The organism is Streptococcus sp. HSISS2 (assembly GCF_000448665.1).
GTDB lineage: Bacteria > Bacillota > Bacilli > Lactobacillales > Streptococcaceae > Streptococcus > Streptococcus raffinosi.
The window spans coordinates 1,969,750-1,982,942 of the sequence record NZ_CM002133.1 but is presented as its reverse complement, the minus strand read 5'-3'; the positions used below and the strand labels follow the sequence as shown (position 1 = coordinate 1,982,942).

Annotated in this window: 11 protein-coding genes, 1 tRNA gene and 2 pseudogenes; 9 read left to right on the top strand and 5 right to left on the bottom strand. The window is 40.9% G+C overall.

What is annotated here, in order from left to right:
- The first annotated feature begins 48 nt into the window (after positions 1 to 48).
- From HSISS2_RS08560 to HSISS2_RS08550, 3 genes are all read left to right on the top strand, one after another.
- Complete coding sequence (locus HSISS2_RS08560; protein ID WP_002889525.1) at positions 49 to 840, top strand: cell cycle regulator CcrZ; 792 nt, start codon at positions 49 to 51, stop codon at positions 838 to 840.
- Positions 841 to 849: 9 nt separating this feature from the next.
- A complete protein-coding gene (trmB, locus tag HSISS2_RS08555; RefSeq protein WP_021146353.1) occupies positions 850 to 1,491 on the top strand; it encodes a tRNA (guanosine(46)-N7)-methyltransferase TrmB in 642 nt (213 codons plus the stop codon).
- A 60-nt stretch (positions 1,492 to 1,551) separates the two neighbouring features.
- A tRNA-Ser gene (locus HSISS2_RS08550) sits at positions 1,552 to 1,638 on the top strand.
- Between the two features lie 80 nt (positions 1,639 to 1,718).
- Here the strand turns inward: HSISS2_RS08550 and HSISS2_RS08545 are convergent.
- A pseudogene (locus HSISS2_RS08545) lies at positions 1,719 to 2,899 on the bottom strand (NAD(P)/FAD-dependent oxidoreductase).
- 127 nt (positions 2,900 to 3,026) lie between these two features.
- Between HSISS2_RS08545 and ilvD the strand changes: the two are divergent.
- Both ilvD and HSISS2_RS08535 read left to right on the top strand, forming a co-directional pair.
- Positions 3,027 to 4,731 (top strand): annotated as a pseudogene (gene ilvD / locus HSISS2_RS08540) (dihydroxy-acid dehydratase).
- A 68-nt stretch (positions 4,732 to 4,799) separates the two neighbouring features.
- On the top strand, positions 4,800 to 5,306 hold the full coding sequence (locus HSISS2_RS08535; RefSeq protein ID WP_240472018.1) for a hypothetical protein: 507 nt from the start codon (positions 4,800 to 4,802) through the stop codon (positions 5,304 to 5,306).
- Between the two features lie 37 nt (positions 5,307 to 5,343).
- On the opposite strand, the gene HSISS2_RS08530 is transcribed toward HSISS2_RS08535, so the two are convergent.
- Entirely contained in the window at positions 5,344 to 5,703 is a 360-nt protein-coding gene (locus HSISS2_RS08530; protein ID WP_021146347.1) for a metal-sulfur cluster assembly factor, read from the bottom strand.
- Between the two features lie 502 nt (positions 5,704 to 6,205).
- Between HSISS2_RS08530 and HSISS2_RS08525 the strand changes: the two genes are divergently transcribed.
- From HSISS2_RS08525 to HSISS2_RS08515, 3 genes are all read left to right on the top strand, one after another.
- The gene (locus tag HSISS2_RS08525) at positions 6,206 to 6,742 is read left to right on the top strand and encodes a DUF536 domain-containing protein (protein WP_002884601.1); all 537 of its coding nucleotides are present in this window, start codon (positions 6,206 to 6,208) and stop codon (positions 6,740 to 6,742) included.
- Positions 6,743 to 6,791: 49 nt separating this feature from the next.
- Entirely contained in the window at positions 6,792 to 7,382 is a 591-nt protein-coding gene (locus tag HSISS2_RS08520) for a 3'-5' exonuclease (RefSeq protein WP_002891650.1), read from the top strand.
- Positions 7,383 to 7,556: 174 nt separating this feature from the next.
- A complete protein-coding gene (locus HSISS2_RS08515; RefSeq protein WP_021146346.1) occupies positions 7,557 to 8,285 on the top strand; it encodes a MerR family transcriptional regulator in 729 nt (242 codons plus the stop codon).
- 50 nt (positions 8,286 to 8,335) lie between these two features.
- Here the strand turns inward: HSISS2_RS08515 and HSISS2_RS08510 are convergent, their stop codons facing one another.
- Genes HSISS2_RS08510 through HSISS2_RS08505 form a run of 3 tightly spaced genes read right to left on the bottom strand, consistent with a single transcriptional unit; the run spans position 8,336 to position 11,693 of the window.
- Entirely contained in the window at positions 8,336 to 10,798 is a 2,463-nt protein-coding gene (locus HSISS2_RS08510) for an FtsX-like permease family protein (RefSeq protein WP_021146345.1), read from the bottom strand.
- Positions 10,795 to 10,977 (bottom strand): hypothetical protein, encoded by a 183-nt coding sequence (locus tag HSISS2_RS12005; RefSeq protein WP_021146344.1) that lies wholly within the window; start codon positions 10,975 to 10,977, stop codon positions 10,795 to 10,797. Before HSISS2_RS12005 ends, HSISS2_RS08510 begins: the two co-directional genes overlap by 4 nt.
- A 14-nt stretch (positions 10,978 to 10,991) precedes the next feature.
- Positions 10,992 to 11,693, bottom strand: a complete 702-nt coding sequence (locus tag HSISS2_RS08505) for an ABC transporter ATP-binding protein (RefSeq protein ID WP_021146343.1) — start codon at positions 11,691 to 11,693, stop codon at positions 10,992 to 10,994.
- A 1,059-nt stretch (positions 11,694 to 12,752) separates the two neighbouring features.
- On the opposite strand from HSISS2_RS08505, the gene HSISS2_RS08500 reads away from it, so the two are divergent.
- Positions 12,753 to 13,193, top strand: a 441-nt coding sequence (locus tag HSISS2_RS08500; protein WP_205617844.1) for a hypothetical protein, incomplete at its 3' end; no start/stop codon positions are given.

Below are 13,193 nucleotides of genomic sequence, written 5' to 3'. Positions count from 1 at the left end.
AATAAGTTAAAATAGAAGCAAAAGACTAAAGAAAAAGGAGATGCCTAGGTGACATCAACAGATAAAGATTTGAGCCTGACTCCTCTCAAAGGAAACAGTGGTAAGGCCTATATGGGGACCTACCCAAATGGAGATCGCGTCTTTGTGAAGATGAATACAACACCAATCTTGGCAGCTCTTGCCAAGGAACAGATTGCACCACAGCTCTTGTGGGCTAAGCGTCTGGGAAATGGTGATATGATGAGTGCACAGGAATGGCTTGATGGTCGCATCTTGACCAAACATGACATGAATAGCAAACAGATTATCCAAATTCTTGGTAATTTGCACCGTTCAAAACACTTGGTAAATCAGCTCTTACAGTTGGATTATCACATTGAAAATCCCTTTGACCTTCTACACGAATGGGAGGAAAACGCTGCCTATCAATTACGTGAGAATGGTTATCTTCAAGATGTCGTTAGAGATTTGAAACGTCATCTTCCAGAATTTCGTGCAGATATTGCGACAATTGTCCACGGGGATGCCCGTCATAGTAACTTTGTTATTACAACCTCAGGATTGATTTATTTGGTTGATTGGGATTCTGTACGTTTGACAGACCGTATGTATGATGTCGCACAGATTCTTAGCCATTACATTCCTTTGGCACATTGGCCTCAGTGGTTGTCATATTATGGCTATAAGAATAATGACCTTGTGATGGACAAGATTTATTGGTATGGGCAATTCTCGTACTTAACACAAATTTCAAAATTCTTTGATAACCGTGATATGGAACACGCCAACCGAGAAATTTATGAATTGCGTAAGTTCAGAGAAACCCTGCACAGGTATTAGAAAGTAAACATGCGAGTTAGAAAACGTAAGGGTGCAGAGGACCACCTAGCGAATCATCCTCAATACGTTATCCTTGAGCCGGAAGCTGCTAAAGGTAAGTGGCACGAGCTTTTTGGTAATGACAATCCTATCCATATTGAGGTGGGATCTGGTAAGGGAGCCTTTATCACTGGTATGGCCCAACAAAACCCTGATATCAACTACATTGGTATTGATATCCAGTTATCTGTCTTGAGTTATGCCCTGGATAAGGTCTTGGCCTCAGGTGCTGAAAATGTTAAGCTTTTGCGAGTGGATGGCTCAGCCTTGACTAATTATTTTGCGGACGGTGAAGTGGACATGATGTATCTGAATTTCTCAGATCCATGGCCTAAGAGTCGTCACGAGAAACGCCGTTTGACTTACAAGACTTTCCTAGATACTTATAAACAAATCCTGCCAGAAAACGGAGAAATTCACTTTAAGACCGATAACCGTGGACTTTTCGAGTATAGTTTGACTAGCTTTTCACAGTATGGAATGGTTCTCAACAAAGTTTGGTTGGACCTTCATGCAAGTGATTACGAAGGTAATGTTATGACTGAGTACGAGCGTAAATTCTCAGAAAAAGGTCAAGTCATCTATCGAGTAGAGGCTCAGTTTAAAGACTAATTCTTTGGTAAATAGGATGAAAAATAGCGATTAGTCACAAATAGGCTAATCGTTTAATATGGAGAGGTCGCATAGAGGCCGAGTGCGCACGCTTGGAAAGCGTGTAGTCCTTAACGGGGCTCGGGGGTTCGAATCCCCTCCTCTCCTTTTTGGAAATAGAGAAAATGTCCCTTCTGAATTGAAAGGGACATTTTTTAGGTATAGTCATCAAAAGAATATGTAATCTTTTAGTCCCAAGGGCTCTGAATACCTGCTACCCAACCGGTACAGAGGGCGCTGGTGATGTTAAAGCCACCAGTATGGGCATTGATATCAAGGACCTCTCCTGCAAAGTGTAGGTGAGGGATTTTTTTACTTTCTAGGGTCTTAGGATTAATCTCCTTGAGGTCAACGCCACCCTTGGTTACGAAAGATTTGGCAAGTGACATTTTACCCGTGATCGGGATTTCCATGTCCTTTAGCTGACTGATAAGATTTTCCAAGTCTTTGGGATGTAGCTGTTTGACCTTATTATCGGTCATATCTTTTGCTAGGAATTCAGCGACACGCTCAGGTACAAGGGCTTTGAGGGAGTTTTTAACTGATTTCTCGCGATTTTCTTCAAAGTAGATCTTGAGATTTTCTTGGTTTTGGTTGGGAAGAAAGTCCAGATGTGCTATCTCACCACCCTTAACAAAGCTAGAAAGGCGAAGGGCAGCTGGTCCAGATAGGCCAAAATGGGTGAAAAGCAGGTCATGGGTAATCTTGTGCTTGCCATAGGACAGAGTGACATCGTCAAGAGAAATTCCCTGTAAAGCCTTGTGTGGAAAGTTAGTTAGAAGTGGACTTTCTGCAGCTTCAAGGTCAGTAACATGGAGTTTGAAATGACGGGCAATATCATGTCCAAAACCAGTCGAACCTGTTGATGGGTAGGATTTTCCACCAGTTGTGACGATGAGTTTGTCACTGGTAAAAATTTGGTCTGAAGATTTAACTTGGAATTGCTCATCGACCTTTTTGACGGAGACAACTTCTGTATTGGTGAGGATAGTAGCACCTAGTTCCTGAATTTTATCCTCCAGAGCCTGGATAATGGTCCGTGATTTGTCTGTCCTAGGGAAGACACGTCCGTGATCCTCGACCTTGAGTTTGACACCATTGTCCTCGAAAAAGCAATGATATCGTGGTTATCAAATTGTGAAAAGACGCTATAGAGGAAACGTCCATTACCAGGAATGCCTGCTAGAAGATCGTCTAAAGTCCCGTTGTTAGTAACATTACAACGTCCACCACCAGTACCAGCCAGCTTCTTTCCGAGACGTTTATTTTTTTCAATTAGGAGGGTTTGTTGGCCATAGAAGGCTGAGGCAATGGTCGCCATCATGCCAGCAGACCCCCCACCAATAACGATAGTATCAAAATGTTTCATGCCTTTATTTTAGCATAATTTAAAAAGGGAGAATAGTTGGTAAATGGTCAGTTTTTTTAGACAATTTATGTTAGAATAGGAGTAGAAGTTTAAATTAGAATAGTTATTAACTATGGAGGAAAATATCGTGTCTGAAAATAACATGAAACACCGTTCATCTGTCTACGATAGCATGGTTAAGTCACCTAACCGTGCCATGCTTCGTGCGACTGGGATGACGGATGATAGTTTTGAAAAGCCTATCGTTGGGGTTATCTCAACTTGGGCTGAGAACACACCATGTAATATCCACTTGCACGGTTTTTGGTCAAATTGCCAAAGAAGGTGTTAAAGACGCGGGTGCTTGGCCAGTTCAATTTGGTACGATTACCGTTGCTGATGGTATTGCCATGGGGACACCAGGGATGCGTTTCTCATTGACATCTCGTGATATCATTGCCGACTCAATCGAAGCAGCTATGGGTGGTCACAACGTCGATGCCTTTGTTGCTATCGGTGGTTGTGATAAGAACATGCCTGGTTCTATGATTGCCATTGCTAACATGGATATTCCAGCGATTTTTGCCTATGGTGGTACCATTGCACCGGGTAATCTTAACGGTAAGGATATCGACTTGGTTTCTGTTTTCGAAGGTATTGGTAAATGGAACCACGGTGATATGACTGCCGAAGAGGTTAAAGAGCTTGAATGTAATGCCTGCCCTGGCCCTGGTGGTTGTGGTGGTATGTATACTGCCAACACAATGGCGACAGCAATCGAAGTAATGGGGATGAGTCTTCCAGGATCATCATCTCACCCTGCAGAATCAGCTGAGAAAAAAGCAGATATCGAAGAAGCAGGTCGTGCGGTTGTTAAGATGCTTGAACTAGGTCTTAAACCATCAGATATCTTGACACGTGAAGCCTTTGAAGATGCCATCACTGTCACAATGGCACTTGGTGGTTCAACAAATGCGACACTTCACTTGCTCGCTATTGCTCACGCAGCTAACGTTGATTTGACACTTGAAGATTTCAACGATTTCCAAGAGCGTGTGCCTCACTTGGCTGACTTGAAACCATCAGGTCAATATGTCTTCCAAGACCTTTACAACGTCGGTGGTGTGCCAGCCGTTATGAAATACCTTCTTAAGAATGGTTTCCTTCACGGTGATCGTATCACATGTACTGGTAAGACTGTTGCTGAAAACTTGGAGGCCTTCGATGATTTGACACCAGGTCAAAAAGTCATCATGCCGCTTGAAAATCCTAAACGTGCTGATGGTCCATTGATTATCTTGAAAGGTAACTTGGCTCCAGAAGGTGCGGTTGCCAAAGTATCAGGTGTTAAAGTTCGTAACATCACTGGTCCTGCTAAAGTATTTGACTCAGAAGAAGATGCCATCGAAGCAGTTCTTTCTGATGAAATCGTTGATGGCGACGTAGTTGTTGTACGTTTTGTAGGTCCTAAGGGTGGTCCTGGTATGCCAGAAATGTTGTCATTGTCATCAATGATCGTTGGTAAAGGTCAAGGGGACAAGGTTGCCCTCTTGACAGATGGACGTTTCTCAGGTGGTACTTACGGACTCGTTGTTGGTCACATTGCTCCTGAAGCTCAGGTTGGTGGACCTATTGCCTACCTCCGTACAGGTGATATGGTTACAGTTGACCAAGATACTAAAGAAATTACTATGCACGTTTCAGACGAAGAGTTGGCGAAACGTAAAGCTGAGACTGAGTTGCCACCACTTTATAGCCGTGGTGTCCTCGGTAAGTATGCTCACATCGTTTCATCAGCATCTCGTGGTGCCGTTACCGACTTCTGGAACATGGATAAATCAGGTAAAGCCTAATTTACTAATATAAAAGAAATCACACCGGACATATGTGCGATGTGATTTTTATTACTTAAAAGAGAGAAATGATGTACGAAGATTATACGATTAAACCCTATATTTCCCCAGATAGAGACCCTAACGAGGTGGTTAAACCTGTTCCAAAGCGAAACATGGAGCCGTTGGCTGATGGACTCTTGGCTGGTGACATCATCTTGCTCTGGCGAATTAACTTTGGCACTTTTACCAATGAAACTTGGTATCCAAAGTATTTTGAATATACTTACGGTATTGATGGACCTAGCCATTTGGCTCAACTACTTGAAAATGGGTATGCATATGAGGAATCTGCCTTTGCTTCTCTAGATCATCTCAATAGTAGTCAGAAGAAAGCCATTCTCAAAGAACGAGGAGTTAAGGGGCTTTCTAAGATGAAGGCGGCTGACTTGGATGAAGCATTAGCTAAAAATCTATCTGAAGAAGAGCTAGGTCAGTACTTTACGGTCCGAGGGATTGCCTTGACTCGAAAGGGAGAGGAAGCTTTAGCCAATCATCAAGAGATTGTTAATCGTCATCCAAAGAAAAAAATATAGCAAAAAACCGGTTGGAAATGTCCAATCGGTTTTCCTTTTATTTTCCGCCTCGAGGTGAGATACCAAGGGCAATACGTCCATAACGACTAATACGTGTCATCTTCCAGACTGGTGAATAAGTGGTCTCCACCCTGACAGAGTTAATGCCGTCAATGGATTTTAGCTTTTCAGCGATTTCATAAGGCATAGTCTCTTCACAGCCACAACCAGTATCAGTAAAGGTCATAAGGAAGTAGCAGTGGCCATTTTCATCGACGGTGATTTCATAAATCAAACCAAGGTTGTAAATATCTAGCTCAATCTCAGGGTCGAATACAGTGGTCATTTGTTCAACGATTGGCTCTAAGAAGGGCTGGGCCAAATCATTGACCTTAATATCATCACGGAAGTTTTTCATAGGACTCATTCTTTCTATTTTGCTTTTGTTTATTATGGCATAATTTAGGGCTTTTTTCAATCTCGGATGGCAATATGAGACTATAGTGAGCGAGTGGATTGACAATAAAAAACTCCAACAGTCAAACCGTTGAAGATAATGTGATTTATGCTTCAATATTAAGCAGTTTTGCAACCAAGGTTGCTTGAATGCCACCTATAATTGGAGCAAGAATGAAAATCCCAAACCTTGTGGAATTGTTCCCACCATTCCTAGATACAACAGATCTGATACCGACCAAACCTAATTTGGGAGTACCGATTGTTTAAGTCAAAGACTTTCCTTCTATATACATTTATACCCACACATAGTTTACCAAAAGCTTAGCTTCCTATCAAGTAAATTGTTTGAAGAGTGAAAGGAAAAAAGTCCTTCAGATATCAAGAATAACTAGTCAAATTGACAGAAAGGAGTGATTGTGATATTCTCATAGTAAGACATTTCAAGAGAAAATGAGGCTATTATGAGTATTGAAAAGACAGTCAGCGAGATTGCTGAAATCCTTGGCGTTAGTCGTCAAGCAGTCAATAATCGTGTCAAACAACTTCCAGAAGAAGATTTAGAAAAAAATGCTAAAGGGGTTACTGTCGTTAAACGCAGTGGCTTGATTAAGTTGGAGGAAATTTACAAGAAAACCATCTTTGACGATGAGCCAATCGATGAAGAAACAAAACAACGTGAGTTGTTGGAGATTCTTGTAGACGAGAAAAACTCTGAGATTGCCCGTCTCTATGCTCAGTTGAAGGCTAAGGACGAGCAGTTGTCTAACATGGATGACCAATTGCGTGTTAAAGACGTTCAAATCGCCGAAAAGGACAAGCAAATTGATCAACAGCAGCAATTGACCTTGACTGCTATGAAGGACAAGGAAGAGCTTAAACTGGAACTTGATGAGGCTAAGGTTGAGGTTGACGAAGCCAAGGCCCAAGTGGAAGAAATCCAGACCAAACAAGAAGAAGCTTCTAAAAAAGGTTTCTTTGGACGTCTATTTGGAAAATAAAAAAGAAGCTGGGACTCAGTCTCAGCTTTAACTATTGTAGGAGATTAAAATGGAAAATTTAGAAACTTATATTGCCTTTGATTTGGAGTTTAACACGGTGGATGGGGTTAGCCATATTATCCAAGTATCGGCCGTTAAGCTGAATCAGCATGAGGAAGTGGACCAGTTTGATTCTTTCGTCTATTCGGATGTTCCTTTGCAATCCTTTATCAATGGTTTGACTGGAATTACAGCGGATAAGATTGCCAAGGCACCAAAGCTAGAGTCTGTTCTGGCGGATTTTAAATCATTTGTTGGTGACACTCCACTTATTGGCTACAATGCTCTTAAATCAGATTTGCCTATTCTAGCTGAAAATGGTTTAGACTTGGAAGAGCAATATGCTTTAGATGTTTTCGATGAGGCCTTTGACCGTCGTGCTTCTGATTTGAACGGTATTGTTAACCTCAAGTTGACTAGTGTGGCAGATTTCTTTGGAATCAAGGGACACGGTCATAACAGCTTGGAGGATGCTCGTATGACCGCACAGATTTACGAGAAGTTTCTCGAATTAGATGAGAATGCCAAACTTTTGGAGCAACAGGAAGAAGTCAGTAACAATCCTTTTGCTGCCTTAGGTTTGGGTGGCCTTTTCGACTAAAGCTTTACAGGAGTTGTAAAGGCTGTAAAGAGTGATAGCTAACTTTTTCTGTAAGAAAAGAAAATCCTCTAGGGTTAGGGCTTGCATATTACCTTGCGTTATAAGGTAGAATCTAGGTATCAAGGGTGGCCAAAGTCCTCCTTTGATAGAAAATCTTAAAAGGAGGTGACTGAGATGTCGCAGTTTTCAACAGGAGAGTTGGCTAAAGCAGCAGAAGTGTCAGTTAGGACTGTCCAGTACTATGATCAAAGAGGTATCTTGACACCATCTGAAGTCACAGAAGGTGGCCGGAGAATCTATCACGAATCAGACTTGGAACGCCTGCAAGTCATTTGTTTCTTAAGAGATTTGGACTTCTCAATCAAACAAATCAAGAAACTCTTGCAAGAGGAGAATAGGGAACAGGTTTTAGAGCTTTTGTTGACAGACCAAATCGAGAGCTTGGAAAAGTCTTCGAAGGAAATAGAGGTCAAACTAAAACGTGCCCGTCACTTGCAAAAAGCAACTGCTAAACGACATCAACTTTCGCTGGAAGATTTGTCAGACATTTCACGTCTTATGGAAAATCAAAAATCATGGCGTCGCTTGCAGTTGAGAATATATGGGAGTGTCATTCTAACCTCCCTTCTTTATCTGATGAGCCTACTGGTTGTCATTTATTATTTTAAGGATCCCAGAGGTTTGTTTGTTGTCTGTCCTGCTTTTATTATAGTAATGAATTTAGTGATGTTTCACTATAGAAAGCAGTTTGAATACCTCTGTCCTAATTGTCATAGGACCTTTGATCCAAGTTTTAAAGAATTTGCTCTTGCCGGACATACCCCACGGACTCGTAAGCTGACTTGTCCTCATTGTCATGTAAAGTCCTACTGTCTAGAGTTGGCTAAGACTAAAACCAAATAATTTATCGAACTTAAAAAACGCTTGAGAATTACTTCTCAGGCGTTTTTAGCTTATTCAACTGAGCTTAGGGCTTCAAGCATATTAAGTTTGGCAAGACGTTTGTTGACGACGAAGCCAAGGATAATAAGGATTATGCCGATAAGAACAGCTGGTAAAAGGTAGGTAGCCAATCCGAGAGATGGATCAAACATGATACGATCTGGCGGAATGATGCTTACCATATAATGGTGAAGTGCCTGTCCAAGACCGAACCCTACGAAGATACCGATGATTGAAAGGTAAATGGTTTCACGATAGATGTAGAGGGATACTTCGTTATTGTAGAAACCAAGAACCTTAACGGTTGAAAGTTCGTGGATACGTTCTGAAACGTTGATGTTAGTGAGGTTATGGAGAACAACCACAGCAAGGAGAATGGAAACCGTAATCAAAATACCAATAACCTGTGTCAAGGAATTGACCATAGTGCTGATTTGCAGTTTAAGGCTGTTGTTTTGAACAACACCATAAACATTTGGTAAGTTGATGAATTTGGCTGCCATATTTTCAACATTTTGCTTTGTTGGTTCAGCGAGAGTAACAAGGTTGGCATTATTCACTGAAGGTGTCCCAAAAGCTTTTTGGTAGTAGCTAGCATTCATAAAGAGGAAATGCCCCATGTACATTTCAGTGATACCAGCTATCTTAATCTTGACAGATTCATCCTGACTGTTTTGCACAGTAATGGTATCTCCAACCTTTAGGTTTAGGAGTTTTGCCATTTTTTCAGAGATAATAGCTCCGTCATTAGATAGCTTGAGAGTCTTATTACGGTCTCGGTCATGCAAGCTAACGTAACTATCAACGAGTTTATCGTCACGGTCGTTAAAGACAAGGGTTGAGATTTCTTGAGTGTCCTTGTTGCTACCGGCAATTTTTTGCAAGGTTTCAAAATGGACATTCAAGTATTCTTTGACGTCTTTGCCATCGAGGAGTTTAGTGAGTTCCTCATCCAAAGCACTTGACGTATTTGGTTGCTTGGCAACAATCATATCATAGTGAATGATATCTTCAAACTGTTGCTGGTTAAGGTTAGATACAGAAGATCGAATTCCTAAACCTGCGAAGAGCAGTGCAATAGAACCTGCGACACCAAAGAGGGTCATAAACATCCGTTGCTTATAGCGGAAAATATTACGCATGGTAACTTTTTCCGTGAAGCTGAGACGTTTCCAAAGAGGTGTGATGCGCTCTAGGACAATCTTAGCTCCTGCACGAGGTGGTTTTGGAAGGAGGAGTTGGGAAGGTTTTTCCCAGAGCTCTTTCTTGGCAACCGCAAAGGCAGGTAGCACAGCAGACAAGAGACCTAAAAGGAAGGCCACAAGAGTAAGTCCTAGGTAGAAGTGCAATTCGAAAGCAGGAAGCTGCAAATCGCTCTTATAAGTATTGTGAATGAGAATCGGTAGTAGTGTATGACCGGTAATAACACCTGCGGTTGTACCAGTAATACTTGTTATCAAACCATAAATGACGAATTTATGGATAATTCGAGAATTACTGTAGCCTAGGGCGTTGAAGATACCAGCCTTACCACGTTCCTCTTCAACAAAGCGTCCCATGGTTACAAAGGTAACCAAAGCAGCCATAAAGTAGAGAGCGACAGGGAAGATGTTACTCACATCGTGAATGATGTTAATATTACTTTCATAAGCAACATATCCCTCAGAACCCGGAATCTCTCGACGAGAGTAGAATTGATAGCTAGGCGCTGGTAAATTATCAACCATTGCTTGACTTTCTTCGAGTTCTTTTTGCTTGGCTTCAATTTTGGTAGTAGCTTCTTTGACGCTAGCGGCTTCGGCTGGGTTGCTTGTAGCCATTTGCTGGGTCTGTGCGAGTGCCGTTTCAAGTTCTTGTTTAGCTTGAGTAATTTGAGCTTGAGACTGTGACTTGATTTCAGCGAGGCGTTTCTCAGGTTCGTCTTTAAAGAGTTCCTTGAGTTCAGTCTTTCGTTCAGAAATCTTATTTGCGTATTCCTCACTAAAAGGACTAACGTTTTCCAAATCCTTGTAGCGGATGCGGGCAATCATGTAATCATTAGAAGTGAAGTCCGTCTCTGGAACAATGGCATAGCCATCCAGTTTCCCCGTACCAGCACTGGCATTACCAAGGCGGTTCCTAGAGAGAAGTTCAGAGGAATTAACAAAACCAGTAATGGTATATGTTTGTTCCTTTAATTGTTTTTGCCCTGAGCTATCTACTGGCTCAGAAAAGTTAATCTTATCTCCGACGCTATATTCTTCTTTATAGGTTGAGGAAAGAGCGATTTCCCCGTCCTTAGTAGGAAGTTTCCCCTCAATAAGGTCATAAGTAGAGATTTTCTTAGGTTTAGAGAAAATACGAAATGCTGTATTCTTCCCCTTGATGACAGCATCTTTGAAATAACCATACTCGATGTCTACATTCTTTTTCTTAATCGAATTGAGAAGGTCCTGATCGGTTTGGTTGATACTGTAAGTGCTGATTAAGCTCAAGTCAGCTGTTTGATGCGTCTTGAAGAAGTGTTCCCCAGTTTTTTCATATTAGGAGAAGTTACTTTAAGACCAATCAAGGCAAAGGATCCCAGTGCCATAAGTAAGGCAATAGAGAGCATACGCCCTTTAGAAGCTACAAAGGTTCGCCAAACATCTTTCCAATAAGTTGTTTTTTTCATGACGGTGCTCCTTTCTAGTATTCCAAGTCCTCGATTTTTTGTGGGTTGGGATTAGTTTCCACACTCTTAATCTTGGCATCGTGCATTTGGATCACACGATCAGCAATTGGAGCTAGAGAAGCATTGTGGGTAACAATAATAACAGTTGTTCCCTGTTTGCGCGCCATGTCTTGAAGGAGGGTTAGGATTTGTTTCCCTGTTTGATAATCCAGAGCCCCCGTCGGTTCATCACAAAGAAGAATCTTTGGATTTTTGGCAACGGCACGTGCAATAGCGACACGTTGTTGTTCCCCACCAGATAGTTGTGATGGGAAGTTGTCCAAGCGGTCCCCTAAACCGACTTCGACAAGTGTTTGTGAGGCATCTTTAGCGTTTGGAACGATTTCAGATGCTAACTCAACGTTCTCCCTGGCCGTAAGGTTTGAAACTAAGTTGTAAAATTGGAATACAAAACCAACGTCCTCACGACGATAAGTCGTAAGTTCCCTAGCTGAGTATTCAGAGATATCCTTACCATCAATAATGACGCGGCCTTCGTCATTGGTGTCCATACCACCTAAGATGTTAAGAACGGTTGATTTTCCGGCACCGGAGGCACCGAGAACGACGACAAGCTCCCCTTTTTCAATTTCAAAGCTTACGTCATTATTTGCGATAATTTCCAGATCACCGGTTTTATAGCGTTTATAGCTATGCTTCATTTGAATATAAGCCATGAATTTCCCTTTCATATGAAATAATGATGCTGTTAATTACCTATCTTTCCTTATCTCATTGTAACGGATTTTCCTTGAAATATCTAGCGTTTATGCTAAAAAATACTAAAACATAGCAAGTTTTTCTTACATGTGATAGAGATGTGTGTGAAGCGTTTACATATGAGAAAATAGTTTAGTAAATGAGCTTTTTGTGAGTCTCCGATTTGGTCATTTGGTTATAAAGTTAGGCTATTTTTAGTGTTTTACCAGGTATTTTCTCCAATTTTAACACTTGTTTGTCGTAATAGAGGAGTTAAGGTCGGTGTATTTAGCACGTTAGAGCTGATAAGATACAAATGTTATGGGATGAGTAGTATATGAGAGAGTTGATCCTTAGCATCATCTTTAGTAGTTTCCTTTGTTTTCATTAAATAAAGGAACGCTAATAAAGATAACTATAAATAAACTTTAGATGTAAACTATATGAGATTTTCTGAAGGAGCGGTATTCATTAAATCTATCAAGACCCTTTAAAATAGAGTTTTAGAGGTGTATATCACTAATCTTTTTATAATCGTTTGTTTAATTAATAGAAGGTTAGCTTTTTCTTTTAGGGCTATCTTTTTATAGTTGCTTTGAAAGTGTTTGGACACTATGAAGGTATCAGATAGACGTTTGGTGCAAAGTAGCTCTTTTATTGGCACTTTAGCCGACAAATCTTTGGTTTACTGAGCATTGCTTAAAGAATTTACCATTTGTCTAGGCTTAAAAGCTTAATCTGATAATAGATTTTCATCAATTTTAGGACATGAATTTTTTATTTATTTAAAATGCTTAAAAATTAAGGAATCGCTTGAAACGAAAGCTTTTGAGTGTTAAGATAGATAGCATAATGAAGGTTTATAAGATGAGTTCAGTATGACCTTCATTCGATCAACAGCAGCATCTAGGACTCATGTTAGTTAATCGGAGCTAACAAAAACATAGTGAGGGAGTTATGATTAAGAAAAAGATAATAGTCTATTTCGTAAACTAATGATTGGCTTGGTCTCGACTTTAGGGATTTTTGTTCTATTCATGGGTACCAGTATCGCATCGGCTGATGCAAAAGGGGCCTCTCAGGTTAATTCGGACACCAATCAGACTAAGACGAAACTGCTTAGTGATGAGGCAGAAAGCAAACATGAAGCTTCTACTCAAGATAGCAAGGGTCAGGAGTCTCCTAGTCAACCAGAACAAGATAAGGAAGCTGATAAGCCATCTAGTGAGGAAGCACCTGACTATATTGTTATTACAGAAGTAGTGGATTCATCAGAGCAAAAGCAGGATGAAAATCAAGTTGTTGAAGGAGCAGCTCAATCTAGCGACTCAAACTTATTGGATGAGATTTTGGCTCAGACGAGTGAAGTTGGTGAATATAAAATTTATGTGAAGAATGATGATGAGCTATTAATCTCTGGACCTGTGCCTTCAAAAACGGTGAATGATGATGTGAATTATCCTACTTTGGAAAGCTCA

Excerpts from the sequence above, each read along its gene's own strand:
- trmB (WP_021146353.1), top strand. The coding sequence starts at position 850 with ATGCGAGTTAGAAAACGTAAGGGTGCAGAGGACCACCTAGCGAATCAT.
- HSISS2_RS08535 (WP_240472018.1), top strand. The coding sequence starts at position 4,800 with ATGATGTACGAAGATTATACGATTAAACCCTATATTTCCCCAGATAGA.
- HSISS2_RS08530 (WP_021146347.1), bottom strand. The coding sequence starts at position 5,703 with ATGAAAAACTTCCGTGATGATATTAAGGTCAATGATTTGGCCCAGCCC.
- HSISS2_RS08525 (WP_002884601.1), top strand. The coding sequence starts at position 6,206 with ATGAGTATTGAAAAGACAGTCAGCGAGATTGCTGAAATCCTTGGCGTT.
- HSISS2_RS08520 (WP_002891650.1), top strand. The coding sequence starts at position 6,792 with ATGGAAAATTTAGAAACTTATATTGCCTTTGATTTGGAGTTTAACACG.
- HSISS2_RS08515 (WP_021146346.1), top strand. The coding sequence starts at position 7,557 with ATGTCGCAGTTTTCAACAGGAGAGTTGGCTAAAGCAGCAGAAGTGTCA.
- HSISS2_RS12005 (WP_021146344.1), bottom strand. The coding sequence starts at position 10,977 with ATGAAAAAAACAACTTATTGGAAAGATGTTTGGCGAACCTTTGTAGCT.
- HSISS2_RS08505 (WP_021146343.1), bottom strand. The coding sequence starts at position 11,693 with ATGGCTTATATTCAAATGAAGCATAGCTATAAACGCTATAAAACCGGT.